Annotated in this window: 21 protein-coding genes; 20 read left to right on the top strand and 1 reads right to left on the bottom strand. The window is 72.0% G+C overall.

What is annotated here, in order from left to right; genetic code table 11:
- Positions 1–80: 80 nt before the first annotated feature.
- Entirely contained in the window at positions 81–629 is a 549-nt protein-coding gene (gene bldD, locus KGA66_RS20915; protein WP_211469879.1) for a transcriptional regulator BldD, read from the bottom strand.
- 493 nt (positions 630–1,122) lie between these two features.
- Between bldD and pyrR the strand changes: the two genes are divergently transcribed.
- The 20 genes from pyrR to KGA66_RS20815 form a co-directional block, all read left to right on the top strand.
- A complete protein-coding gene (gene pyrR, locus KGA66_RS20910) occupies positions 1,123–1,707 on the top strand; it encodes a bifunctional pyr operon transcriptional regulator/uracil phosphoribosyltransferase PyrR (protein ID WP_211469876.1) in 585 nt (194 codons plus the stop codon).
- Positions 1,707–2,666 (top strand): aspartate carbamoyltransferase catalytic subunit, encoded by a 960-nt coding sequence (locus KGA66_RS20905; RefSeq protein ID WP_211469875.1) that lies wholly within the window; start codon positions 1,707–1,709, stop codon positions 2,664–2,666. Before pyrR ends, KGA66_RS20905 begins: the two co-directional genes overlap by 1 nt.
- Positions 2,663–3,949 (top strand): dihydroorotase, encoded by a 1,287-nt coding sequence (locus tag KGA66_RS20900; RefSeq protein WP_211469874.1) that lies wholly within the window; start codon positions 2,663–2,665, stop codon positions 3,947–3,949. Before KGA66_RS20905 ends, KGA66_RS20900 begins: the two co-directional genes overlap by 4 nt.
- Before the next feature lie 8 nt (positions 3,950–3,957).
- The gene (locus KGA66_RS20895) at positions 3,958–4,527 is read left to right on the top strand and encodes a PH-like domain-containing protein (RefSeq protein ID WP_211469873.1); all 570 of its coding nucleotides are present in this window, start codon (positions 3,958–3,960) and stop codon (positions 4,525–4,527) included.
- A complete protein-coding gene (carA, locus tag KGA66_RS20890) occupies positions 4,524–5,729 on the top strand; it encodes a glutamine-hydrolyzing carbamoyl-phosphate synthase small subunit (RefSeq protein WP_211469872.1) in 1,206 nt (401 codons plus the stop codon). The genes KGA66_RS20895 and carA overlap by 4 nt, the downstream gene beginning before the upstream one ends.
- Positions 5,729–9,040 (top strand): carbamoyl-phosphate synthase large subunit, encoded by a 3,312-nt coding sequence (carB, locus tag KGA66_RS20885; RefSeq protein ID WP_211469871.1) that lies wholly within the window; start codon positions 5,729–5,731, stop codon positions 9,038–9,040. The genes carA and carB overlap by 1 nt, the downstream gene beginning before the upstream one ends.
- Positions 9,040–10,185: a quinone-dependent dihydroorotate dehydrogenase gene (locus KGA66_RS20880; protein ID WP_246508197.1), complete on the top strand. Its 1,146-nt coding sequence runs from the start codon at positions 9,040–9,042 to the stop codon at positions 10,183–10,185. Before carB ends, KGA66_RS20880 begins: the two co-directional genes overlap by 1 nt.
- Positions 10,182–11,018, top strand: coding sequence for an orotidine-5'-phosphate decarboxylase (gene pyrF, locus KGA66_RS20875; RefSeq protein WP_211469870.1), 837 nt, complete (start codon positions 10,182–10,184; stop codon positions 11,016–11,018). The genes KGA66_RS20880 and pyrF overlap by 4 nt, the downstream gene beginning before the upstream one ends.
- Before the next feature lie 131 nt (positions 11,019–11,149).
- Positions 11,150–12,559, top strand: coding sequence for an MFS transporter (locus KGA66_RS20870; RefSeq protein ID WP_211469869.1), 1,410 nt, complete (start codon positions 11,150–11,152; stop codon positions 12,557–12,559).
- A 60-nt stretch (positions 12,560–12,619) separates the two neighbouring features.
- Complete coding sequence (locus KGA66_RS20865) at positions 12,620–14,452, top strand: gamma-glutamyltransferase family protein (RefSeq protein WP_211469868.1); 1,833 nt, start codon at positions 12,620–12,622, stop codon at positions 14,450–14,452.
- A 228-nt stretch (positions 14,453–14,680) separates the two neighbouring features.
- Entirely contained in the window at positions 14,681–15,001 is a 321-nt protein-coding gene (gene mihF, locus KGA66_RS20860; RefSeq protein ID WP_211469867.1) for an integration host factor, actinobacterial type, read from the top strand.
- A gap of 256 nt (positions 15,002–15,257) precedes the next feature.
- Positions 15,258–15,827 carry a guanylate kinase gene (gene gmk / locus KGA66_RS20855; RefSeq protein ID WP_211469877.1) on the top strand — a complete coding sequence of 190 codons (570 nt, stop codon included), beginning with the start codon at positions 15,258–15,260 and terminating at the stop codon, positions 15,825–15,827.
- Between the two features lie 40 nt (positions 15,828–15,867).
- Complete coding sequence (gene rpoZ / locus KGA66_RS20850) at positions 15,868–16,128, top strand: DNA-directed RNA polymerase subunit omega (RefSeq protein ID WP_211469866.1); 261 nt, start codon at positions 15,868–15,870, stop codon at positions 16,126–16,128.
- A 24-nt stretch (positions 16,129–16,152) separates the two neighbouring features.
- Positions 16,153–17,397: a bifunctional phosphopantothenoylcysteine decarboxylase/phosphopantothenate--cysteine ligase CoaBC gene (coaBC, locus tag KGA66_RS20845; RefSeq protein ID WP_211469865.1), complete on the top strand. Its 1,245-nt coding sequence runs from the start codon at positions 16,153–16,155 to the stop codon at positions 17,395–17,397.
- A 236-nt stretch (positions 17,398–17,633) separates the two neighbouring features.
- Positions 17,634–18,857 carry a methionine adenosyltransferase gene (gene metK / locus KGA66_RS20840; RefSeq protein ID WP_211469864.1) on the top strand — a complete coding sequence of 408 codons (1,224 nt, stop codon included), beginning with the start codon at positions 17,634–17,636 and terminating at the stop codon, positions 18,855–18,857.
- A 119-nt stretch (positions 18,858–18,976) separates the two neighbouring features.
- Positions 18,977–21,034: a primosomal protein N' gene (locus KGA66_RS20835; protein WP_211469863.1), complete on the top strand. Its 2,058-nt coding sequence runs from the start codon at positions 18,977–18,979 to the stop codon at positions 21,032–21,034.
- Between the two features lie 121 nt (positions 21,035–21,155).
- Complete coding sequence (gene def / locus KGA66_RS20830) at positions 21,156–21,740, top strand: peptide deformylase (RefSeq protein ID WP_211469862.1); 585 nt, start codon at positions 21,156–21,158, stop codon at positions 21,738–21,740.
- A 34-nt stretch (positions 21,741–21,774) separates the two neighbouring features.
- Positions 21,775–22,704: a methionyl-tRNA formyltransferase gene (gene fmt, locus KGA66_RS20825; protein WP_211469861.1), complete on the top strand. Its 930-nt coding sequence runs from the start codon at positions 21,775–21,777 to the stop codon at positions 22,702–22,704.
- A gap of 53 nt (positions 22,705–22,757) precedes the next feature.
- On the top strand, positions 22,758–24,182 hold the full coding sequence (locus tag KGA66_RS20820; RefSeq protein WP_211469860.1) for an RsmB/NOP family class I SAM-dependent RNA methyltransferase: 1,425 nt from the start codon (positions 22,758–22,760) through the stop codon (positions 24,180–24,182).
- Positions 24,183–24,276: 94 nt separating this feature from the next.
- A partial coding sequence (locus tag KGA66_RS20815; protein WP_438822068.1) for a metallophosphoesterase family protein occupies positions 24,277–25,141 on the top strand: 865 nt, incomplete at its 3' end.

Below are 25,141 nucleotides of genomic sequence, written 5' to 3'. Positions count from 1 at the left end.
CTCCTGGTACCAGGAGCGCAACCCCGTCGCTTTCACCGATTCAGCGGCGCCGGCCCTACCACCGAGCCGGCCGGCCGTTGCTAGACCTCGTCGAAATCCTCGTCCTCTTCGATCTCGTCCTCGTCCGAGAAATCGCCCTCGAAGTCGATCGCGCGCCGGGCATCGGCGTCCAAGACGCCCCACTCGATCAGCTGGTCCACCAGCACCGACGGCTGAAGATCGAAGATCACCGAGAGCGTGCGCAGGTCATCCTGCCGAATCGAGAGCACCCGGCCGTTGTAGTCGCCGCGCTGGCTCTGAATCGCCGCGACGTAGCGCATCAGCGGAGCCGCCTTGTCCTCACCGAGGTTCTGCAGCACCTCCAGGTTGAGAATCAGCTTCGGCGGCAGTTCCGCCGCGGCGTTCGGCGTGCCACCCGGCAGCAGCTCGTGCACCGGCACACCATAGAAATGCGCCAGCTCAGCCAGACGTTGCACGGTCACCGCGCGGTCCCCGCGCTCATACGAACCGACGACGACAGCCTTCCAGCGCCCCTGCGACTTCTGCTCGACCCCGTGCAGCGACAAACCCTGCTGCGTGCGGATCGCGCGAAGCCGTGCACCCAGGGCCTTGGCGTACTCACTGGACATATGCTCTCCCCATCGAAGACTGCTGCGGTCGTGACAGTCGGCAACCGGGCGGGACCGGATCCGGCCCGCCTGACCGCGCACAGGGCATGCGAGTGCCGGCAGTTCGCCCAGGTCATCCAAGTGCCAACCGGGTTCGGTCGTCCGTGGCGTCGACCGTGAGAGATGTTACGCAGAGTAACTTGCGGCCGTCAAGGCACTCGCTCACCGGATAACCGAACTGTGAATACCTCCACCTTATGTCATGTTCTGCGACGACTTCCATCCGCAGGCGCTGGCTGCCCGGCCATCCGCGGCATACATACCAGCGCGTGTGAACCACGACGGTCCGGCCCGCCGCGGGAGCCGCCCGGGCGCCTTGGCCGAATCCGTAAGAGCCTTTGACGAAGTATTGACGTAATCGCGCCTGGTAGGGTGACGTGTGGTCGCGACTGTGATCCCCTCGGCCGTCCTTTAAGTCCTGTCCCGTGAGACAGGGAAGGAGGTCTGCTTCGGCATGACCACTCAGTCCGGCGCCCGCTCCGCGGGCCTCGATCCGGCAGCGGCGCGAGCCGTGCTCGACGGCCCCGCCGTCGACCGGGCGCTGACCCGTATCGCCCACGAAATCCTGGAACGCACCGGCGGAGCCGAGGACGCGGTCCTACTCGGCATCCCCACCCGTGGCGCCGTGCTCGGCCGGCGGCTCGGCGAGCTGATCTCCCGCTTCGAAGGACACGCCGTTCCGGTCGGTTCGCTCGACGTGACGATGTACCGCGACGATCTGCGACTCAAGCCGGCGCGCCCGCTGCGGCGCACCGAGATCCCGACGGGCGGCGTCGACGGCCGGCTGGTGATCCTCGTGGACGACGTGCTCTTCTCCGGGCGCACAGTACGCGCCGCGCTCGATGCGCTGGGCGACCTCGGCCGCCCGCGTGCGATCCAGTTGGCCGTCCTGGTGGACCGGGGCCACCGCCAGTTGCCGATCCGCGCCGACTACGTGGGCAAGAACCTGCCGACCTCGATGCGCGAGGCCGTCGAGGTGCATCTCAGTGAGACGGACGGCCGCGACTGCGTGCTGCTGGGAATCAAGGCGGGTGCCTGATGGCCAAGCGGCACCTGCTCTCGACCGCCGACCTCACCGTCGACGACGCGAACCTCATCCTGGACACGGCGCAGGAACTGGCGAGCGTCGCCGGCCGCGCCATAAAGAAGCTGCCCACACTGCGCGGGCGGACCGTGGTGAACCTCTTCTTCGAGGACTCGACGCGCACCCGGATCTCCTTCGAGACCGCGGCCAAGCGGCTGAGCGCCGACGTCATCAACTTCTCCGCCAAGGGCTCCAGCGTCTCGAAGGGCGAGTCGCTCAAGGACACCGCCCTCACCCTCGAAGCCATGGGCGCCGACGCGGTGGTCGTGCGGCACTGGGCCTCCGGCGGCGCGCACCGGCTGGCCAACGCGGGCTGGATCCGCAGTAGCGTGGTGAACGCGGGCGACGGCACGCACGAGCACCCGACCCAGGCGCTGCTCGACGCGTTCACGCTGCGCCAGCGGCTCGGTTCGGTCGCGGGGAGGCACGTGGCGATCGTCGGAGACGTGCTGCACAGCCGGGTCGCCCGGTCGAACGTGCACCTACTAGCGACCCTCGGCGCCGAGGTTACCCTCGTCGCCCCGCCGACCCTGCTGCCGCTCGGCGTGGAGCACTGGCCGTGCGCATCCTCCTACGAACTGGATCCGATCCTGCCGAAGTGCGACGCCGTGATGATGCTGCGCGTGCAGCGGGAGCGGATGAACCAGGCGTTCTTCCCGACCGAGCGCGAGTACAGCCGGCGCTACGGCCTGCAGGCGGCCCGGATGGCGCTGCTGCCGCAGCACGCCGTGGTCATGCATCCGGGGCCGATGAACCGCGGTCTGGAGATCTCCGCGGAGGTGGCGGACTCGGTGCGCTCCACGGTGACGGAGCAGGTGGCCAACGGAGTCTCGGTGCGGATGGCCGTGCTTTACCTGCTGCTCGGCGGCGCTGAGTCCGCAATAGGGAACGACGAGGAGGGCTCGGCGCGGTGAGCGGCACGAGTTATGTGATCAAGGGTGCCCGGGTGCTCGGCGAAGAGTCCCGCGACCTGTATGTCAGCGACGGCGCGTTTGCGGAGGCGGCGCCGCGCGGGGCGAAGGTCATCGACGCGGACGGCTGCATCGCGCTGCCGGGCCTGGTCGACTTGCACACGCACCTGCGGGAGCCGGGACGTGAGGACGCGGAGACCGTGCTGACGGGCACGCGGGCGGCGGCGGCCGGTGGCTTCACGGCGGTGCACGCGATGGCGAACACCGACCCGGTGGCCGACACCGCCGGGGTCGTCGAGCAGGTCTGGCGGCTGGGGCGTGAGGCCGGCTACTGCGATGTACGTCCGGTCGGAGCCGTCACTGCGGGACTCAAGGGGGAGCGGCTGGCCGAACTCGGCGCGATGGCCGACTCAGCCGCGCGCGTGCGGGTTTTCTCCGACGACGGGCACTGCGTGTCCGACGCGGCCTTGATGCGTAGGGCGCTGGAATACGTCAAGGCGTTCGGCGGTGTCGTGGCCCAGCACGCGCAGGAGCCCCGGCTGACCGAGGGCGCGCAGATGAACGAGGGCGAGCTGTCCGGGGTGCTGGGGTTGCAGGGCTGGCCCGCCGTCGCCGAGGAGGCCATCATCGCGCGCGACGTGCTGCTCGCCGCGCACACCGGGTCGAAGCTGCACGTGTGCCACCTGTCGACCGCCGGCTCGGTGGAGATCGTGCGCTGGGCCAAGTCGCGCGGGTATCCGGTGACAGCCGAGGTGACGCCGCACCACCTGCTGCTGACCGAGGATCTGATCCGCGGTTACGACCCGGTCTACAAGGTCAATCCGCCGCTTCGGTCCGCCGCCGACGTCGAGGCGGTACGGGCCGGGCTCGCGGACGGCACGATCGACGCGGTCGCCACGGATCATGCGCCGCACCCGGTCGAGGCCAAGGACTGCGAGTGGGCGGTCGCGGCCATGGGGATGGTCGGCCTGGAGACGGCTTTGTCGGTGGTACAGCGCACCATGGTGGAGACGGGCCTGCTGGACTGGGCCGGCGTCGCGGACCGCATGTCGGCGCGGCCGGCCCGCATCGGCTCGGTCACCGGCCAGGGGCGGTCGGTGGCCACGGGAGAACCGGCGAACCTGGTGCTGATCGACCCCGCCGCGGCGCGGGTGATCGAACCGGGCGCGCTGTACTCGCTCTCGCACAACACGCCCTACGCGGGGATGAAACTGCCGGGCGCGGTCGTGGTGACGCTGCTGCACGGCTCGGCGACGGTACTGGACGGACGGGTGGTGGAGAGGTGAGCGCGGCGGTGATCACTGCGGCAGGGCCGTCGGCGGTCGCGGCGAGTGCTGCGCGCAGCGCGCCGGTGACCCACTGGGGCGGGCGCGTCCTGGCCATGCTGCTCATTCTCGCCCTGCTCAGCGGCGGGTACTGGCTGATGTGGCGCGGCTGGAAGAACCGCGCCGCCCGGCAGGCCGGCCTGCCCGTGCCGTCCTCGGTGCCGCCGGACGGCGACGAACTGGGCGAGCCGGTCGAAGGGGTGTACGCCTCGACGACCAAGCACGGCGACTGGCTCGACCGGATCGCGGTGCACGGGCTCGGTGTGCGCGGCAGCGCCTGGGTGCGTGTCGGACGCTCAGGCGTGCTGTTCGAGCGTGAGGCGGCGCCGGACGTGTTCGTGCCCGCCGAGGATGTGCAGGCCGTGCAGACGGCGCCCGGAATCGCCGGGAAGGTGACCGGCGGCGAGGGCCTGGTGGTGTTGACCTGGCGGCTGGGCGGACACGTGCTGGATACCGGGTTCCAGCCGCGGGCCAAGGCCGACCGGGCCAGATTGATCGACGGGGTGGACGCCCTGCTGACGGAGAGGACGAACGGATGACCGCCACGGACGCCGTCCTGGTGCTCGAAGACGGCCGCACCTTCCGCGGTGAGGCTTACGGCGCGATCGGCTCGGCCTTCGGCGAGGCCGTGTTCGCTACCGGGATGACCGGCTATCAGGAGACGCTGACCGACCCCTCCTACCGGGGCCAGGTCGTGGTGATGACCGCGCCGCACATCGGCAACACCGGCGTGAACGACGAGGACCCGGAGTCCGGACGCATCTGGGTGAACGGCTACGTGGTGCGCGACCCCGCGCGGCGCGTGTCGAACTGGCGGGCGACGCGCTCGCTGGACCAGGAGCTGGCCGCGCAGGGCGTCGTCGGCATCAGCGGCATCGACACCCGCGCGCTGACACGGCACCTGCGCGAGCGCGGTGCGATGCGGGTCGGAGTCTTCTCGGGAGACGCCGCCGGGCGCGAGCACTCGGCGCTGCTGGCGCAGGTGCTGGAGGGCCCGCGGATGAAGGGCGCCAACCTGGTCGGCGAGGTGACCACCGCGGAAACCTACGTGGTGCCGGCGCTCGGCGAAACGCGCTTCCGGGTCGCCGCCGTCGACCTGGGCATCAAGGCCATGACACCACATCGGATGGCCGAGCGCGGCATCGAGACGCACGTGGTGCCGGCCGGAACCCCGCTGCGGGAGGTGTTGGCGCTCGAACCCGACGGGGTGTTCTTCTCCAACGGCCCGGGCGACCCGGCCACCGCGGACACTGCGGTGGAGCTGGTCCGGGGCCTGCTGGAGCGGCGTGTTCCGGTCTTCGGCATCTGCTTCGGCAACCAGATGCTCGGCCGGGCGCTCGGCTTCGGCACCTACAAGCTCAAGTACGGGCACCGCGGCATCAACCAGCCCGTGCAGGACCGGCTGACCGGCAAGGTCGAGGTCACCGCGCACAACCACGGCTTCGCGGTGGACGCTCCGCTCGATCGGGTGTCTGACACACCGTTCGGTCGCGTGGAGGTCAGCCATGTGTGCCTTAACGACGGGGTCGTGGAAGGGCTGCGCTGTCTGGACGTACCGGCGTTCTCGGTGCAGTACCACCCCGAGGCCGCGGCCGGACCGCACGACGCGGCATACCTGTTCGACAGATTCGTGGAGCTGATGCAGGAACAGAAGTCCGGCGACGCGGCGCCGGCGAACGCCGCAGTGCCGACGGAAGACACAGCACCGACGAACAACACAGCACCGGAGGGTGGGGCCTGATGCCGAAGCGGGAAGATCTCAGCTCGGTCCTGGTGATCGGGTCCGGCCCGATCGTCATCGGCCAGGCCTGCGAGTTCGACTACTCGGGCACCCAGGCCTGCCGGGTGCTCAAGGCCGAGGGCCTGCGGGTGATCCTCGTCAACTCCAACCCCGCGACGATCATGACGGACCCGGAGTTCGCCGACGCCACCTACGTCGAGCCGATCACGCCCGAGTACGTCGAGAAGATCATCGCCAAGGAGCGGCCGGACGCGCTGCTGCCCACCCTCGGCGGGCAGACCGCGCTGAACACGGCCGTGGCGCTGGCGGAGGCCGGGGTGCTGGAGAAGTACGGCGTCGAACTGATCGGCGCGAGGATCGAGGCCATCCAGGCGGGCGAGGACCGCGACAAGTTCAAGCGGATCGTGGACTCGATCGGCGCCGAGTCCGCGCGCTCGGTGATCTGCCATTCGATGCAGGACTGCCTGGCCGGGGTGGAGAGCCTGGGCGGCTACCCGGTCGTGGTACGGCCCTCGTTCACCATGGGCGGAGCCGGCTCCGGTTTCGCGCACGACGAGCAGGAACTGCGGCGCATCGCGGGCACCGGGCTCCAGCTCTCGCCGACCACCGAGGTGCTGCTGGAGGAGTCGATCCTCGGCTGGAAGGAGTTCGAGCTCGAACTCATGCGGGACCGCAACGACAACGTCGTGGTGGTCTGCTCGATCGAGAACTTCGACGCGATGGGCGTGCACACCGGCGACTCGATCACCGTGGCCCCGGCGATGACTCTCACCGACCGTGAGTACCAGCTGCTGCGGGACATCGGCATCGCGGTCATCCGCGCGGTCGGCGTCGACACGGGTGGCTGCAACATCCAGTTCGCGGTCAACCCGGCCGACGGCCGGATCATCGTGATCGAGATGAACCCGCGCGTCTCGCGCTCCTCGGCGCTCGCCTCGAAGGCCACCGGCTTCCCCATCGCGAAGATCGCCGCCAAGCTGGGCATCGGCTACACGCTCGACGAGATCCCGAACGACATCACCCGGCAGACCCCGGCCTCCTTCGAGCCGGCCCTCGACTATGTCGTGGTGAAGGTGCCTCGCTTCGCGTTCGAGAAGTTCCCCCACGCCGACGCCCACTTGACCACGACGATGAAGTCGGTGGGCGAGGCGATGGCGATCGGCCGCAACTTCCCCGAGGCGCTGCAGAAGGCGCTGCGCTCGCTGGAGAAGAAGGGCGCGCAGTTCGACTTCGGCGGCGAACCGGGGGACAAGGCGGCCCTGCTGGAAAAGGCCGCGGTGCCCACGGACGGTCGCGTCAACACGGCGATGGCGGCCTTGCGCGCCGGCGCGAGTGTGCAAGAGGTGTCCGAGGCCACCGGCATCGACCCCTGGTTCGTCGACCAGCTCGCCCTGATCGAGGAACTGGCCCGCGAACTGGCCGCGGCGCCGGACCTGACGCCGGGTCTGCTGCGCCGGGTCAAGCGGTACGGCTTCTCCGACGCGCAGATCGCGCAGATCCGCTCGCTGGAGGAACCGGTGGTGCGCGCGGTGCGGCACGCGCTGGGCGTTCGGCCGGTGTACAAGACCGTGGACACCTGCGCGGCCGAGTTCGCGGCCAGCACGCCGTACCACTACTCCTCCTATGACGAGGAGAGTGAGGTCGCGCCGCGCGCGAAGCCCGCGGTGATCATCCTCGGCTCCGGGCCGAACCGGATCGGGCAGGGCGTCGAGTTCGACTACTCCTGCGTGCACGCCTCCTTCGCGCTGCGCGAGGCCGGCTACGAGACGGTGATGGTCAACTGCAACCCGGAGACCGTCTCCACCGACTACGACACCTCCGACCGGCTCTATTTCGAACCGCTCACGCTTGAGGACGTGCTCGAGGTCGTGCACGCCGAGAGCCAGGCCGGACCGTTGGCCGGGGTGCTGGTCCAACTCGGCGGGCAGACCCCGCTGGGCCTGGCACAGCGGCTCAAGGACGCGGGGGTGCCGATCGCGGGCACCAGCCCGGAGGCGATCCACCTCGCGGAGGAGCGCGGCGCCTTCGGTCGGGTCCTGGCCGAGGCCGGGCTGCCCGCGCCCAAGCACGGCACCGCCTTCTCCTTTCCCGAAGCCAGCGCGATCGCGCAGGAGATCGGCTATCCGGTGCTCGTGCGGCCCTCGTACGTACTGGGCGGGCGCGGCATGGAGATCGTGTACGACGCGGACTCGCTGGCCGGATACCTGGAGCGGCACGCGGGCCTGGTCTCCGAGCACCCGGTGCTCGTCGACCGCTTCCTCGACGACGCGATCGAGATCGACGTCGACGCGCTCTACGACGGCACCGAGCTCTACCTCGGCGGCGTGATGGAACACATCGAGGAGGCCGGGATCCACTCCGGCGACTCGGCCTGCGCGCTGCCGCCGATCACCCTCGGCAGCCACGACATCGCGCGGCTGCGCGCCTCGACCGAGGCGATCGCCCGGGGCGTCGGGGTTCGAGGGCTGATCAACATCCAGTTCGCGCTGGCCGGGGACGTGCTCTACGTGCTGGAGGCCAACCCGCGTGCCTCGCGCACCGTGCCCTTCGTCTCCAAGGCCACGGCGGTGCCGCTGGCAAAGGCCGCAGCACGCATCAGCCTCGGCGCGACAGTCGCCGAACTGCGCGCGCTGGGGCTGCTCCCGGCCGAGGGCGACGGCGGCACGCTGCCGCTCGACGCGCCGATCGCGGTCAAGGAGGCGGTGATGCCTTGGTCCCGGTTCCGGATGCCCGACGGCCGAGGCGTGGACGTGCTGCTCGGCCCGGAGATGAAGTCCACCGGCGAGGTCATGGGCATCGACGTGGACTTCGGCACCGCCTTCGCCAAGTCGCAGGCGGGCGCCTACGGTTCGCTGCCGATCGAGGGCCGGGCCTTCGTGTCCGTGGCCAACCGCGACAAGCGCGCCATGGTCTTCCCGATCAAGGCGCTGTCCGACCTCGGCTTCGAGATCCTTGCCACCGAGGGGACCGCGGAGGTGCTGCGCCGCAACGGCGTCAGGGCGACCGTGGTGCGCAAGCACTCCCAAGGTCCGGGCCCGGCCGGTGAGCCGACCATCGTGCAGCGGATCATGGCCGGCGAGGTCGACATGATCATCAACACGCCGCACGGCGTGGGACCGCGGCTCGACGGTTACGAGATCCGCACCGCGGCGATCTCGATGGGCAAGCCGTGCATCACGACCATCCAGGCGCTCGGCGCGGCGGTGCTCGGCATCGAGGCGCTGCGGCGCGGGGATGTGGGGGTCTGCTCGCTACAGCAGTACGCGGCGCGGCTCAACGCCGCGCGCGCGGCGGCCGGCGCGGTGAGCTGATGCTCTACCGGCTGCTGTTCGCGGCGGTCTTCCGGCGGCTGGACCCGGAACGCGCGCACCGTCTCGGGTTCGGCGCGATCCGGGCGGCCGCGGCGGTGCCGGGTGGCGCGCGGGCCTTGCGGTCGTACTGCGGTCCGCGCGACCCGGCGCTGTTCGTCAAGGCCCTCGGCCTCGACTTCCCGGGTCCGTTCGGCCTGGCCGCCGGATTCGACAAGAACGCCGTCGGCATCGACGGGCTGGCCGCGCTCGGCTTCGCCTTCGTCGAGGTCGGCACGGTCACCGCCAGGCCACAGCCGGGTAACCCGCCGCCACGGCTGTTCCGGTTGCCCCGGGATCGGGCGCTGGTGAACCGGATGGGTTTCAACAACGACGGCGCGCAGGCGGTCGCGGCCCGGTTGACGCGCTGGCGGGAGCGCCAGCGGCGGCGCGGCCTTACGCCCGGTGCCGGATCGCCGATCGTCGGGATCAACCTCGGCAAGACCAAGGCCGCCGCCGAAACCGAGGCGATCGCGGACTACGAGACCTCGGCGCGGCTGCTGGCGCCGCTGGCCGACTACCTCGTGGTCAATGTCTCATCGCCGAACACGCCCGGGCTGCGCGACCTGCAGGCCGTCAGCGTCCTGCGACCGCTGCTGCTGGCCGTGCGCGAAGCCGCGGACCGGGCGGCCGGGCGGCACGTGCCGCTGCTGGTGAAGATCGCGCCCGACCTGGCCGACCAGGACATCGACGCCGTCGCGGACCTGGCCGCGGAGATCGGGCTCGACGGAATCGTGGCGACCAACACGACGATCCGCCGCGACGGCCTGGTCACCGCGCCCGAGCGCGTCGAAGCGCTCGGTCCCGGCGGTCTGTCCGGGCCGGTGCTGCGGGACCGCGCGCTGGACGTGCTCCGGCGGCTGCGCGTGCGGGTCGGGGACGAGCTGGCGATCATCGGCGTCGGCGGGATCACCACCGCCGAGGACGCCGCCGAGCGCTTGGCGGCCGGCGCGACTCTGCTGCAGGGCTACACCGGTTTCATCTACGAGGGCCCGTTCTGGGCCAGGCGCATCCACCGCGAGCTCAGCCGGCGTAGTCGTCCGGCGCCCGGGGCGGGGTCGCGCGAGCTGGACGGCCCGGGCCGCCGGAAGGAGAACGTAAGCCGATGACCGCACCGTTCGGAGCCAGGCTGCGCGCCGCGCTCGACACCCGCGGCCCGCTGTGCGCCGGCATCGATCCGCACAGCGCGTTGCTGGCCGCCTGGGGCTTGAGCAACGACGTGGCCGGGCTGGAGCGCTTCGCCGGCACGGTCGTCGAGGCCCTGGCCGACCAGGTCGCGGTCCTCAAGCCGCAGTCCGCGTTCTTCGAGCGCTTCGGTTCGCGCGGCATCGCGGTGCTGGAGCGCACGATCGCCGACGCGCGCGCCGCCGGAGCCCTGGTCGTCCTCGACGCCAAGCGCGGCGACATCGGCTCGACCGTCGAGGCGTATGCGCAGGCGTACCTCGACCCCTCCGCGCCGCTGTTCGCCGACGCGCTGACGGCCTCGCCGTATCTGGGCTACGGCTCGCTCGAACCGCTGTACGCGACCGCGCAGAAACACGGCGCCGGCGTGTTCGTGCTCGCGTTCACCTCGAACCCGGAGGGCGCGGCGGTCCAGCGCGCGGTCACGGCCGACGGCACGAGCGTGGGCGCGGCGATCCTGGAAGGCGCGGCCCGGCGCAACGCGGGCGCCGAGCCGCTCGGCCCGATCGGCGCGGTCATCGGCGCGACCGTGCCCGACGTGCCTTTCGACCTCGCGGCTCTCAACGGCCCGATCCTGGCTCCGGGACTCGGCGCCCAGGGCGCCACGCCCGGCGACCTGCGCGCGTTGTTCGGCAAGGCACTGCGCGACGTCGTACCCGCCGTGTCCCGGGAACTGTTGCGCTACGGACCGGACCGCGCCGCGCTGCGGGAGGCCGCGGCGCGCGGCGTCGAGGACTGCCGCACGGCGCTGGGTTACTGAGCGGCCCGGTGTGCGCCGGCCCCGCGCGCACCGACCCGTGTGCGCCACGCCGCGGCGGGGCACAAGTGAGCCGGGACGCAGCCTGGATCGGGAGAACACGAGGACACGCCGATGGTGCCGAGGACCGCGCGTTGACCGCCCGTGAGGTCGACGCCGCCGGGGAAGCCGACGAGGGACGGACGCTCCAGCCCGATCCGTCCGCGCAACCGGACGGCTATAGCCCGGGGCAGCCCGACCAGGAACCGCGCGGGCCCATGGGCGCGGAGTTGGGCGCCACCGCGCGGCACGCCGCGAGCGCTCCGAGCTCCGCCGTGCGCGGGGTGCTGCCGCTGTGGCGCAACCGCGACTACGCCGCCTGGTGGGTCAGTTCCCTGATCTCTTCGCTGGGCAGCGCCATGTCCCAGCTGGCGTACCCGCTGCTGATGCTCTACGAGACCGGGTCGGTGGCCCGCGCCGGGGTGGTCGGTGCGTGCCTCAACATCGGCGGGCTGTCCACCACGCTGCTCGGCGGCGTGCTGGCCGACCGGTATTCGCGCCGCCGGCTGACGATCACCGCGGACCTGATTCAGGCGTTCGCCGTGGGTTCGGTCGTCGCGGCCGTCTCGCAGGGTTACGTGAACGTCGTGCACATCGGCGCCGTCGCCCTCATCCAGGGCATGTGCAACGGCGTCGGCGGTGCCGCGATGACCCCGGTGCTCAAGCGGATCGTCTCGCCGGAGCAGTTCCCCGCGCTGTCCGCCTCCAAGCAGGGCCGGGAGATGATCTCCCGGCTGGCCGGCCCGCCCCTCGGCGGTGCGCTGTTCTCCCTGGCCAAGTGGGTGCCGTTCCTGGCCGACGCGATCTCCTTCCTGGTCAGTGCGCTGGGCGTGGCGTTGATCCGCAGGCCGCTTGGCCCCGACGCGGCCGACCGCGCCGATCATCCCTCACCCTGGCAGGGCGTGCGCGAGGGTTTCGCGTACATCCGCACCAGCGTCTACCTGCGCTTCATCATCCTTTGGTCCGCGTTGACCAGTGCGCTGCTGGGCGGCGTCGTGCTGCTGGTGATCGCGCTGCTCAAACAGCGCGGCGGCAGCCCGACCACCGTGGGCGCGGTCACCGCGGTCGCCGCGATCGGCGGCCTCGGCGGCGCGCTGGCCGCCCCGGTGCTGCTCAAACACGTGCGCTCGCGCACGATGGTGCTGGCAGCCTCGTGGATCATCGCGCCCGCCACGGTCGGCATCGCGGCCGCGCCCGGGCCCTGGCAGATCGGGGCGATCAGCGGCTTCCTCGTGTTCCTCATCGTGCCGCTGACGGTGTTGCTGGAGAGCTACCAGTTGCGGATCGTTCCCGACGCGCTCATGGGCCGGGTCTCCTCCGCGCTCAGCTTCGGCACCTCGGGGCTGCTGTGGACCGCTCCGGTCACAGCGGGCGTGCTGGCGGACTCCTTCGGCGTGCCGACGGCGATGATCGTGCTCTCCGGCGTCTTCGCCGCGCTGGCGCTGTGGTCCACCCTCTCTCCGGCGGTGCGGCTGCTGGACGAGCCCGATGAGGAGCCGCATTAGGCCGCATCTGGGCGGCGTAAGCCATATCCGAGCAGCGCCGTCTCGGCTTAGCGTTCCGCTATGACGGAGCCGACCTTCACCACGCGCCCCGAGTTGCATGGAACTTTCGGGATGATCGCCTCTACGCACTATCTGGCGACTGCCTCGGGCATGTCCGTGCTCGAACGCGGCGGCAATGCCTTCGACGCCGCCGTGGCAGCCGCCTTCACACTGCACGTGGTCGAGCCGCACCTCAACGGCCCCGGCGGTGAGGTGCCGATGATCGTGGCGAGCGCGGCCGACCGGGCGCCGCGCCTGCTCGCCGGACAGGGACCGGCCCCGGCCGGCGCGACCGTCGAACACTTCGAGTCACTCGGACTCGACCTCATACCGGGCACCGGCCTGCTGCCGGCCACAGTGCCCGGAGCCGTCGGCGCCTGGCTCACACTGCTGCGGGACCACGGCACGATGCGCCTGCGTGACGTGCTCGAGTACGCCCTCGGTTACGCCGCGCACGGCCATCCCCTGGCCCCGGGCGTCGTCAACACGATCCGTGTGGTCGCGCAGCAGTTTCGCGAGCACTGGCCGACCTCGGCGGCGCAGTGGCTGCCCGACGGCCGGGTGCCGCGGCCGGGGGAGTTGTTGCGGCTGCCCGCGCTCGCCGCGACCTACGCCCGCTTGCTGGCCGAGGCCGAGGCGGCCGCGGCGGCCCGCGAAGCGCAGATCGAGGCGGCGCTGAGCGCGTGGTACTCCGGCTTCGTCGCCGAAGCCCTGGAACGCTTCTGCCGCGTGGCCGTACCGGACGAGACCGGGCGCGCGCACACGGGCCTGCTGACCGCCGGCGATCTCGACGCCTGGCGCCCGGGCTACGAGGCCACCGTCAGCGTCGCGTGGCGCGGGCTGACGGTCCACAAGGCCGGTCCCTGGACCCAGGGACCCGTGCTGCTCCAGCAACTCGGCATGCTCGACGCCCTCGGCGAGCTGCCGCCGCCCGGCTCGGCCGCGCGAGTGCACCGCGTGACCGAGGTGGCCAAGCTGGCGTTCGCCGACCGGGAAGCCTGGTACGGCGACCATCCGGACGTCCCGATCGGGCGGCTGCTGGATCCCGGATATCTGCGCGATCGGGCAGCGCTCGTCGGCGATCAAGCGTGCGCCCGCTTACGCCCCGGTGCGCCCGCGGGCCGCCCGCCGCGGCTGCCGGCCTTCCTCGCCTCGCCCCGATCAGTGGCCCGAACAGGGGAATCACTGGACGCGATGACCTCCGTCGAGCGCGCGGGGGGCTCCCGGCGCGGCGGAGAGAGCCTGGTCGCCGCCGACGGGACCACGCGAGGGGACACCTGCCACATCGACGTGGTCGACCGCTGGGGGAACATGATCTCCGCCACGCCCTCCGGCGGCTGGCTCCAATCCTCGCCTACCGTCCCTGACCTGGGATTCTGTCTGGGAACCCGGGGTCAGATGTTCTGGCTTGAGCGCGGGTTGCCCAACACGCTGGCCCCGGGCAAGCGGCCCCGCAGCACCCTGAGCCCGTCGCTGGCCTGCCGCGGCGGCGAACCCGTGCTTGCTTTCGGCACGCCGGGCGGAGACCAGCAGGACCAGTGGCAAATGCTGCTGCTTCTAGGCTGGGCCGTGGACGGTCTGGGACTTCAGGCCGCGATCGAGGCACCCGCCTGGCACAGCAACGCAGTACCCTCATCGTTCGCTCCGCGCCAGCGTGATCCTCTTGGCTTGGCGCTCGAATCGAGATTTTCACCTGTTGTGCTCGATGAGCTGCGAAAACTCGGGCACGAGCCGAGCTGCGCGGGGGCTTGGATGCTAGGAAGGCTCAGTGCTGTATATAGAGACCCTGATACCGGTGTCCTGCGCGCGGCGGCCAATCCGCGGGGGATGCAGGGCTATGCCGCGGGCCGCTGAACGCGCCGCGCATCGGCCCGTCCGGCCCGGCCAATCCGGCCGTCGCGCGCACGCGGCGCCGCAAACTCCGGTACGCTCCGGTTTTATCGCAGACCAGCAGGGGTGTCACCTTGCCACTGACGCTGTAAGCGACTAGGTTCCGGCAACGGACAACCGAGCCGTCAGGCCGTGTGCACGGCAGGACGACTCATCCCACCGATCCGCATCGACGTCATGAGGTGAATTGGCGTGGCTCTTCCGCCCCTCACTCCCGAACAGCGCGCGGCAGCTCTCGAGAAGGCGGCCGCGGCCCGGCGTGAGCGTGCCGAGGTCAAGAACCGGCTCAAGCACTCGGGGGCCTCGCTCTCCGAGGTAGTCCGCGAGGGCCAGAAGAACGACGTAATCGGCAAGATGAAGGTCTCGGCTCTGCTCGAGTCCCTGCCGGGCGTCGGCAAAGTCCGGGCCAAGCAGATCATGGAGCGGCTTTCGATCTCCGAGACCCGCCGGGTCCGGGGCCTCGGCGCCAACCAGATCGCCGCGCTCGAGCGCGAGTTCGGCGGCGCCAAGTAGTCGGACCCCGAACGCTGCGCGCGAGCGCAGCGTTCGGGTCGGCTGGGCCGCCTACACGGCCTGGGCGGGTTCGGACGGCGCGACCGCGTCGAGAGGGCTTGCGGGCGAAGGTCCGGCTCCTTCTCGGCGCGGGTGTATCCGCCGCACCCGCCGCGTTGGGGTAACCTCGGTGCGCGTGAGACCCACGCAAACCGGTGAAGGTGAACCGTCGACGCTGCCGGACCCCGCGGGTCCCCGGCCCCAGGCCCAGCAGCGGCTGGACGGCGCCGGCGCCGTCCCGCGCCGCCTGACCGTGCTTTCCGGCCCTTCCGGTGTCGGCAAGAGCACCGTCGTAGCGCACCTGCGCTCCGCCCATCCGGAGATCTGGCACTCGGTGTCGGTGACCACCCGGCACGCTCGGCCGGGCGAGATCCACGGGGTGCACTACTACTTCACCGACCAGCCGGGGTTCGACAAGCTGGTGGCGAACAACGAGCTGCTCGAATGGGCGCAGTTCGCCGGCAATCGCTACGGCACCCCGCGCCAGCCCGTGCTCGACCGGCTCGCCGCGGGTGTGCCCACGCTGCTGGAGATCGACCTCCAGGGCGCCCGGCAGGTGCGCTCCGCGATGCCCGAGGCGTTGCAGGTCTTCCTCGCCCCGCCCAGCTGGGAGGAACTGGTGCGCCGGCTGACACGGCGCGGCACCGAGCCCGCAGAGGTGGTCGAGCGCCGGCTGGCCGCCGCCCGCGTGGAGCTGGCCGCGGAATCCGAGTTCGACGTCGCGCTGGTCAACACGTCCGTGCAGGACGTGGCGCGGGAACTGATAAGCTTGATGGGCCTGTCCTGAGGACGGGTACTGGATTTTCGCCGATCGGAAGGTCTCCTTCGTGTCCGTCACCGAGCCCGAGGGCATCATCAACCCGCCGATCGACGAGCTGCTTGAGGCGACCGACTCCAAGTACAGCCTGGTGATCTACGCGGCCAAGCGTGCCCGCCAGATCAACGCCTACTACTCGCAGCTCGGCGAGGGGCTGCTGGAGTACGTCGGCCCGCTGGTCGACACCCATGTGCACGAGAAGCCGCTGTCGATCGCCCTGCGCGAGATCAACGCCGGGCTGCTGACGGCGGAACCGGTCGAGCAGGCCTGATCCGGTCGCGTGTCCGATCGGGACGTGGAGCCTGATCACGCGTCGGCGCACAGACCGCGGGTCGTACTCGGTGTCGGCGGCGGCATCGCGGCGTACAAGGTCTGCGAGGTGCTGCGACGCTTCACCGAATCCGGGCACGACGTGCACGTCGTGCCCACGGCTTCGGCGCTGCGGTTCGTCGGCGCACCCACCTGGGAGGCATTGTCCGGGCACCCCGTCTCGTCGCAGGTCTGGCAACGGGTGTCCGAAGTACCGCACGTGCGCCTCGGGCAGCGCGCGGACCTCGTGCTCGTCGCGCCGGCCACCGCCGACCTGCTCGCGAAGGCCGCCTGCGGCCTGGCCGACGACCTGCTGACCAGCACGCTGCTGACCGCGCGCTGTCCCGTCGTGTTCTGCCCCGCGATGCACACCGAGATGTGGGAACACCCGGCGACCCGCGAGAACGTCGCCACGCTGCGGCGGCGCGGAGCGGTCGTGCTGGAACCGGCGGTGGGCAGGCTCACCGGAGCGGACAGCGGGCCGGGGCGGCTGCCCGAGCCCGCGCAGATCTTCGAGGCCGCGGCCGCGGTGCTGCGCCGCGGCGGGCCGCTACCGGACGACCTGGCCGGGCTGCGCGTCGTGGTCTCCGCCGGCGGCACCCGCGAGCCGCTCGATCCGGTGCGTTATCTCGGCAACCGCTCCAGCGGCCTGCAGGGCTACGCGCTCGCGGCCGCCGCCGTGGCGCGCGGCGCGGAGGTCACCGTCATCGCCGCGAACGTCGCGCTGCCCGACCCGGCCGGAGCCAAGGTGGTCCGCGTCGGCACCGCGCTGGAGTTGCGCGAAGCGATGCGTGCCGCCGCGGCCGACGCGCAGATCGTGGTGGCCAACGCGGCGGTCGCCGACTTCCGGCCCGGCCACTACGCCGAGTCGAAGATCAAGAAGACCGACGAGCACTGGGCGCCGGTGATCGAGCTGGTCCAGAACCCCCACGTGCTGCGCGAACTCGGCCGCGACCGGCTCGCACCCGGCCAGACCGTGGTGGGTTTCGCGGCCGAGACCGGCGACGAGTCGCACTCCTACCTGGAACTGGGCCGCCGCAAGGTGGCCGCCTACGGCGTGGATCTGCTGGTGGTCAACGAGGTCGGCGCGCAGAAGGTGTTCGGCCGGTCGCAGACCGAGGGTGTCATCATCGGAGCGGACGGCGTGGAGAGCACAGTGCCGCCCGGCTCCAAGCGGGCGCTGGCCGACGCGGTCTGGGACCGGGTCGCGGCGCTGCGCCGATGCGGCTGAAGCCGGCCCCGAGGCCGATTGTCCGCACGGTTGTTTCAGCACCGGCCGCGCGCGGCGAAAGCCCGCTCACGGGCGCGAACGAAGCAATGCACCGCGCCGCTCGCGCCCCCGGTACGCTACTTGCGGGCTACCTTGGCGACTGGGGTGCATGGATAGACTGACGCGTGCACAAGCGCGGGTCGCGGAGGGCGGCCCCTGCCGATAAGTCAGCAGCCGCTGCGAGAAGGAGCCGTCCTGTGGTCCGTCCGGACACCGCCCGCCGCCTGTTCACCTCCGAGTCGGTGACCGAGGGGCATCCCGACAAGATCGCCGACCAGATCTCCGACTCCATCCTCGACGCTCTGCTCAAGGATGACGCGTCTTCGCGCGTGGCGGTGGAGACGCTGATCACCACCGGCCAGGTGCACGTCGCCGGAGAGGTCACCACTACCGGATACGCCGACATCCCCACGATCGTGCGTGAGACCGTGCTCGGCATCGGCTACGACTCCTCGAAGAAGGGCTTCGACGGGGCCTCGTGCGGTGTGTCCGTGTCGATCGGCGCGCAGTCCCCGGACATCGCGCAGGGCGTCGACGCGGCCTACGAGTCGCGGTTCTCCGGGACCACCGACGACGAGCTGGACCTGCAGGGCGCGGGCGACCAGGGCCTGATGTTCGGTTACGCCTGCTCGGACACCCCTGAGCTGATGCCGCTTCCGATCGCGATGGCGCACCGGCTCGCGCAGCGCCTGGCCGCGGTGCGCAAGGACGGCACCGTGGCCTATCTGCGCCCGGACGGCAAGACCCAGGTCACCATCGAGTACGACGGCGACAAGCCGGTGCGGCTGGACACCGTGGTCGTCTCCTCGCAGCACGCCTCGGACATCGACCTGGCCACGCTGCTGACCCCGGACGTGAAGGAATACGTGGTCGACCACGTACTCGCCGAGCTGCGGCAGGGCGGCCTTGAGATCGACACCGAGGGCTACCAGCTGCTGGTCAACCCGACCGGCCGCTTCGAGATCGGCGGCCCGATGGGCGACGCGGGCCTGACCGGCCGCAAGATCATCGTGGACACTTACGGCGGTATGGCCCGGCACGGCGGCGGCGCCTTCTCCGGCAAGGACCCGTCGAAGGTGGACCGCTCGGCCGCTTACGCGATGCGGTGGGTGGCCAAGAACGTCGTCGCCGCCGGCCTGGCCTCCCGGGCCGAGGTCCAGGTCGCCTACGCGATCGGCAAGGCCGCCCCGGTCGGGCTGTTCGTGGAGACCTTCGGCACCGAGACCGTCCCGGCGCAGCGCATCCAGCAGGCCATCGGCGAGGTCTTCGACCTGCGGCCCGCCGCGATCATCCGCGACCTGGACCTCAAGCGCCCGATCTACGCCCAGACCGCGGCCTACGGCCACTTCGGTCGCGAGCTGCCGGACCTGACCTGGGAGCAGACCGACCGGGTCGAGGCGCTCAAGTCGGCCATCGGCTGAACCCGGCCGCGGCGTACGCCCGCCGCACCCACGCGTTTCTGACGCGGCATCAGTTTTGATGCCGCGTCAGTTGCGTTCCCGGGTCCTCCGCTGTCGGCCCGGTCCGGTACAAAGGACGGATGGACCACGCGGGCGAGCAGATGGCGCTCGTGCGCGCCGAGGCCGCCCACGGCAAGGCGCGGGCCGCCTCGGCGCCGCCCGCGGCCTTGATCCCGGCGCAGCGCCGCCCGGTCGCCCGGGTGGTGGTGGATGTCGAGCCCGTGCATCTGGACCGGCTGTGGGACTACACCGTCCCGCAGCGGCTGGCCGAGCAGGCGCAGCCCGGAGTGCGGGTGCGTGTCCGGTTCGCCGGACAGCTCGTCGACGGCTACCTGTGGGAACGCGCGGAGCAGACCGAGTTCGGCGGCCGGCTCGCCCCCCTGCACAGCGTCGTCTCCCCGGAACCGGTGCTGACCCCCGAGATCGGCCGGCTGGTCCGCACCGTCGCCGACGCCTACGCGGGCACCGTCTCCGACGTGCTGCGCCTGGCGATCCCGCCGCGGCACGCTCGCGCCGAGAAGGCCGCGCCCCGTCCGGCGGCCGTCGAGCCACCGGCTCCCTACGACCCGCAACCGTGGAAGTACTACGCGAACGGTCCCGAACTGCTCACGGCGCTGGCGGCAGGGCACAGTCCGCGAGCGGTCTGGACCGCGCTGGCCGGCTCCCTCGCGCCCGACTGGGCGCGGGCGCTGGCCGCCGCCGTGCACGCGACCCTGAACAGCGGCCGCAGCGCCGTGGTCGTGGTGCCGGACGGGCGCGACGTGGGCCGGATGGATGTCGTGCTCACCGAACTGCTCGGGCCCGGACGGCACGTCGCGCTCACCGCCGATCTCGGCGCGGGGGAGCGTTACAGCCGCTGGCTGGCCGCCAAGCGCGGCGCGGTGCGCTGCGTCGTGGGCACGCGCGCCGCGATGTTCGTGCCGCTGCCCGATCTCGGCCTGGTCGCGCTTTGGGACGACGGGGACTCCTCCCTGGCCGACCGCACCGCGCCCTACCCGCACGTGCGTGAGGTGTTGACGATCCGCGCGCACCAGACCGGGGCGGCCGCGTTGATCGGCGGGTACGCGGTGACCGCGGAGGCGGCGCAACTCGTCGCCCGGCGATGGGCCCGCCCCGTCGCCGCGCCGCGCGCCGTGGTGCGCGAGCACGCGCCGATGGTGCGTACCGCGGACCCCGACCGGGAGGCCGCGCGCGACGCGGGTGCGGCCATCGCGCGCATCCCCGCTCTCGCCTGGGGCGTGGCTCGCGACGGTTTACAGCGCGGCCCGGTCCTGGTGCAGGTGCCCCGCACCGGCTACCTGCCCGCGCTGGCCTGTGTGCGCTGCCGCCAGCCCGCGCACTGCGCGCACTGCCGCGGACCGCTGGCCCTGGCCGGGTCGGGGGACTCGGCCCGCTGCCGCTGGTGCAACCGGATCGCCGGGCATTGGCGCTGCGACCGCTGCGGCGCGAGCCGGTTTCGCGCCCGTGCCACCGGCGCGGCGCGCAGCGCCGAGGAACTGGGCCGGGCGTTCCCCGGGGTGCCGGTGCGCCTGAGCCGCGGCGGAGCGATCCTGACCGAGGTCGGGCCGCAGCCGGCGCTGGTCGTGGCGACGCCCGGGGCGGAACCGCCGGCCGCGGGCGGCTATGCGGCGGCGCTGTTGCTGGACGGGGACCTGCTGCTCGGCGTGCCGACGCTGCGCGCGGCCGAGCAGGCACTTCGCCGCTGGCTCGCCGCCGCAGCGCTGGTGCGTCCGGCGTCGGACGGCGGTGTGGTGGCGGTGGCCGCCGAGCCCACCGCCGCGCCTGTACAGGCCCTGGTGCGCTGGGACCCGGCCGCGTTCGCCCGCCGCGAGCTGGCCGATCGCGCCGATCTGGGATACCCGCCGGCCGCGCGGATCGCGGAGCTGACCGCGCCGTACGCGGCCCTCGACGAGTTCATGACCGCGTTCGCGCCGCCGCAGGGCGCCGAAATCCTCGGCCCGACGCCGGCGCCAGGCGGCGGCGAGTCCGGCGAGCAGCTGCACAGAGTCCTGATCCGCTGCCCGCGGGCCGCCGGCCGGCCGCTGGTCGAAGCGCTCAAGGCGACGCAGGGCGTGCGCTCCGCCCGCAAGGCCCCCGCTCATGTGCGCATCCGCATCGATCCCGCCGACCTGGCCTGATGCGCCCGCGCCGACCGGCGCAAGGCGCGGCGGGCGCGCGGCCTTGGTTACACTCGACCCGGCGATACTTCGCGATCGCGGCCAGGAATGCGGGCGAAGACGAGACGAACGGACGGCGAGCGTGGCGATCCAGCAGATCCGGTTGTTCGGCGATCCGGTGTTGCGCACCATGGCCGAACCCGTGATCGACTTCGACAAGGAACTGCGCCGGCTCGTCAAGGACCTGACGGACACGATGCTGGCCGCCCCGGGCGCCGGCCTGGCGGCGCCCCAGATCGGCGTTTCGCTGCGAGTGTTCACCTACAACGTGGACGGCGAGGTCGGGCATCTGATCAACCCGGCGCTGGACCTGTCCGATGAGACGCAGGACGGCGACGAGGGCTGCCTGTCCATCCCGAACCTGGCGTTCCCCTGCACACGTGCGCTGCGCGCGCTCGCCCGCGGTTTCAACGAGTACGGCGACGAGGTCGTGATCGAGGGCAGCGAGAAGCTCGCGCGCTGCTTCCAGCACGAGACCGACCACCTCGACGGCGTCCTGTTCGTCGACCGGCTCGACCGGGAGACCCGTAAGGCGGCGCTGCGCGCGATACGGCAGGCCGACTGGGCGAACGGCGGCGCGGGAGCCGCCGGGGCGGGAGCCGCCGGGGCGGCGGGCGCCCCCACGATCAAGCTCTCCCCGCACCCCACTTTCGGCCAGGCGCGCTGATCGGCGGGAGCCGGGGGCGAGGAGGAACGCGGATATGAGAGTACTGTTCGCCGGGACGCCGCAGACGGCGGTGCCGTCGCTTGAAGCGCTGCTCGGCTCCCGGCACGAGGTGGCGGCCGTGCTCACCCGCCCCGACGCGCCGACCGGTCGCGGGCGCCGCACGGAGCCCTCCGCGGTGCACCGGGTGGCGCACGAGGCCGGGCTCGAAGTGCTCACCCCGGCGCGCCCGCGCGACCCGCAGTTCCTGGCGCGGCTGGCCGAGGTGGCCCCGGACGCCTGCCCTGTCGTCGCGTACGGCGGGCTGATCCCGCCCGCCGCGCTCGACGTGCCCAAGTACGGCTGGATCAACCTGCACTTCTCGCTGCTGCCGGCCTGGCGCGGCGCGGCGCCCGTCCAGCACGCGATCCTGGCCGGCGACGAGATCACCGGGGCGTGCACGTTCCGCCTGGAGGAGGGGCTGGACACCGGTCCGGTGTTCGGCACGGTCACCGAGGAGATCGGCCGCACGGACACCAGCGGCGACCTGCTGGCCCGGCTCGCCGTGCACGGCGCGCGCCTGCTGGTGGCCACCCTCGACGGGATCGAGGAGGGCCGGGCTGTCGCGGTGCCGCAGCCGGCCGACGGCGTGTCGCACGCTCCGAAGCTGACGAGCGAGGACGCCCGCATCGACTGGAAGTCCCCGGCGCTGCGCATCGGCCGCCAGATCCGCGCGTGCACCCCCGCGCCGGGCGCGTGGACGACGCTCGCCGGCGAACGGGTCAAGATCTTCCCGGTGACGCCGGTCCCCGGCGTCACCGACACCGAGCCGGGCGCGATCATCGCCGACAGGCGCGGTCTGCAGGTCGGCACCGGCTCCGGGCACACCGTGCGGCTCGGCGATGTGCAGGCCCAGGGCAAGCGGCGCATGAGCGCGGCGGATTGGGCACGCGGGCTGCGTCTGCCCGAGGGCGCGCGTTTCGAGTAGTGGGTGCCGGGCCGGCGGTCGGGCGGGCGCGGTGAGCACGGGATAATGGTCGGATGCGCACCGACCCGGCCCGACTCGCCGCCTACGACACGCTGCGCGCGGTCGCCGAGCGCGAGGCCTACGCGAACCTCGTACTGCCACGCCTTCTGACGGACCGGCGACTCGACGCTCGGGACGCGGCGCTCGCCACGGAGCTGGCCTACGGCGCGCTGCGCGGCCGGGGAACCTATGACGCGATCCTGGCCGCCTGCGTGGACCGGCCGCTCGCCCAGCTGGACCCGGAGGTGCTCGACGTGCTGCGGCTCGGCGCGCACCAACTGCTGGCGACCCGCATTCCGCCGCACGCCGCCGTGGACTCCTCCGTCGAGCTGGCCCGGGAGGCGTCCCACGACGGCGCGGCCCGCATGGTCAACGCGGTGCTGCGCAAGGTCGCCCGGCGTGACCTGCGCGAGTGGGTGGATGTCGTGGCGCCCGACCCGCAGCGCGACCCGGAAGGCTACCTCGCCGTCTACCGCTCGCACCCGGCGTGGGTCGTCTCAGCCCTCTGGGATTCTTTGGCGGCGCATCGCGGTAAGGAGGCCGCCTACGCGCAGATCGACAAGTTGCTTGAAGCCGACAACCTGCGCCCGGGTGTCACCCTGGCCGCCAGGCCCGGCCTGTGCGAGCAGGCCGAGCTGGTGAAGCAGGGCGCTGAGCCGGGCCGGTACGCGCCGACGGCGGCGTATCTGCCGGAGGGCGATCCGGCGCGGCTCGAAGCGGTCGTGCGCGGCCGGGCCGGGGTGCAGGACGAGGGCAGTCAGCTGGTCGCCCTCGCGCTGGCCGCGGCGCCGGTGGGGGAGCGCACCGGTCACACCGGTGCGGGTGCGTCCGGTGCGGGCGCGTCCGGCGAGGTTGGCGGCCGCGACGCGCTTTGGCTCGACCTGTGCGCCGGTCCGGGCGGAAAGGCGGCCCTGCTCGCGGCCATAGGCGCGCAGCGCGGCGCCAGGCTGGTCGCGGCCGAGCTGGCGCCCCATCGCGCCCGCCTGGTCAAGCGCGCGCTGCAACCGATCCACGGCGTGCACAAGGTCGTCGCCGCGGACGGCACTCGTCCGCCTTGGCGCCGCGACGTGTTCGACCGGGTGCTGGTGGACGCGCCGTGCACCGGGCTCGGCGCGCTGCGCCGGCGTCCCGAGTCCCGGTGGCGCCGCGAACCCGCGGACGTCTCGCGGCTGGCCGCGCTGCAGAAGAAGCTGCTGGCCGCGGCGCTGGACTCGGCCCGGCCGGGCGGCCTGGTCGCGTACGTGACCTGCTCCCCGCACCTGGCCGAGACCCGCCTTGTGGTCACCGACGTGCTCGCGGGCCGCGACGACGTGGAACAGCTCGACGCCCGGCCGTACCTGCCCGGGGTGCCGGAACTCGGCGACGGCCCCGACGTGCAGCTGTGGCCGCACTTGCACGGCACCGACGCGATGTACCTGGCCCTGCTGCGCCGCCGCTGAGTGTGGTCATTCGGTGGCACGGTCGTCCCGATGCAGGTGCCATGCCGCTATGTAACGACCCGGGGATTGTCAACGCAGTAGTGTTACCGGCACGCTGGAGACTGTGAACGGGGAGAATGAAAACGCGCCGGCGCGGCTGCTCGCAGTCAGCGACCTACACGTCTCCTATCCGGAGAACCGCGCGATCGCCGAAGCCCTCCGGCCGCGCGGCGACGGAGACTGGCTGCTGGTCGCCGGCGACGTCTCGGAGCGGATCGACGACATCGTGGCGGTCCTGCGGCTGCTGGCGGGGCGGTTCGCGCAGGTCGTGTGGGCCCCGGGCAACCACGAGCTGTGGAGTTCGCCGTCCGGCGAGGACCGGCTGCGCGGCGTGGCCCGCTATGAGCGGCTGGTCGAGCTGTGCCGCGAACTCGGTGTGCTCACTCCGGAGGATCCGTATCCGGTCTGGCACGGTGCGGGCGGCCCGGTGCGGATCGCACCCCTCTTCCTCCTGTACGACTACAGCTTCCACCCTCCGGGCACACACACGAAAGAAGCCGGGCTCGCCTATGCCTATCGCACCGGAGTCGTGTGCAACGACGAGTTCCGGCTACATCCGGACCCTTATCCGTCGCGGGACGCGTGGTGCCGGGAGCGAGTGGCGCTGACGCTGCGTCGGCTGGAGGAGTGCACTTCCGTACCGGATGACGCGCCGTCTTCTCCGTCCGCCACGCCTGTGCCGCTGGTACTTGTCAACCACTATCCGCTGGTGCGCGATCCGACCAGGGTGCTGCGCTACCCCGAGTTCGCGCAGTGGTGCGGTACGACGGCCACCGCGGATTGGCACACCCGCTTCCCGGTGGCGGCCATGGTATACGGGCACTTGCATATTCCTCGCACCACCTGGCATGACGGCGTGCGCTTCGAAGAGGTCTCACTCGGATCCCCGCGTGGGTGGGGCGCACGCCCCGCCCCTCCCG

This window comes from Actinocrinis puniceicyclus, from assembly GCF_018283645.1.
In the GTDB taxonomy this organism is placed as follows: Bacteria; Actinomycetota; Actinomycetes; order Streptomycetales; family Catenulisporaceae; genus Actinocrinis; species Actinocrinis puniceicyclus.
This window is presented reverse-complemented; position numbering and strand designations above follow the sequence as displayed.

What these genes read in the sequence shown, in the direction of transcription:
- KGA66_RS20835 (WP_211469863.1), top strand. Translation starts at nt 18,977, where the DNA reads ATGGACCACGCGGGCGAGCAGATGGCGCTCGTGCGCGCCGAGGCCGCC.
- KGA66_RS20820 (WP_211469860.1), top strand. Translation starts at nt 22,758, where the DNA reads ATGCGCACCGACCCGGCCCGACTCGCCGCCTACGACACGCTGCGCGCG.
- KGA66_RS20880 (WP_246508197.1), top strand. Translation starts at nt 9,040, where the DNA reads ATGCTCTACCGGCTGCTGTTCGCGGCGGTCTTCCGGCGGCTGGACCCG.
- KGA66_RS20865 (WP_211469868.1), top strand. Translation starts at nt 12,620, where the DNA reads ATGACGGAGCCGACCTTCACCACGCGCCCCGAGTTGCATGGAACTTTC.
- carA (WP_211469872.1), top strand. Translation starts at nt 4,524, where the DNA reads ATGACCGCCACGGACGCCGTCCTGGTGCTCGAAGACGGCCGCACCTTC.
- bldD (WP_211469879.1), bottom strand. Translation starts at nt 629, where the DNA reads ATGTCCAGTGAGTACGCCAAGGCCCTGGGTGCACGGCTTCGCGCGATC.
- carB (WP_211469871.1), top strand. Translation starts at nt 5,729, where the DNA reads ATGCCGAAGCGGGAAGATCTCAGCTCGGTCCTGGTGATCGGGTCCGGC.
- pyrR (WP_211469876.1), top strand. Translation starts at nt 1,123, where the DNA reads ATGACCACTCAGTCCGGCGCCCGCTCCGCGGGCCTCGATCCGGCAGCG.
- fmt (WP_211469861.1), top strand. Translation starts at nt 21,775, where the DNA reads ATGAGAGTACTGTTCGCCGGGACGCCGCAGACGGCGGTGCCGTCGCTT.
- KGA66_RS20905 (WP_211469875.1), top strand. Translation starts at nt 1,707, where the DNA reads ATGGCCAAGCGGCACCTGCTCTCGACCGCCGACCTCACCGTCGACGAC.
- pyrF (WP_211469870.1), top strand. Translation starts at nt 10,182, where the DNA reads ATGACCGCACCGTTCGGAGCCAGGCTGCGCGCCGCGCTCGACACCCGC.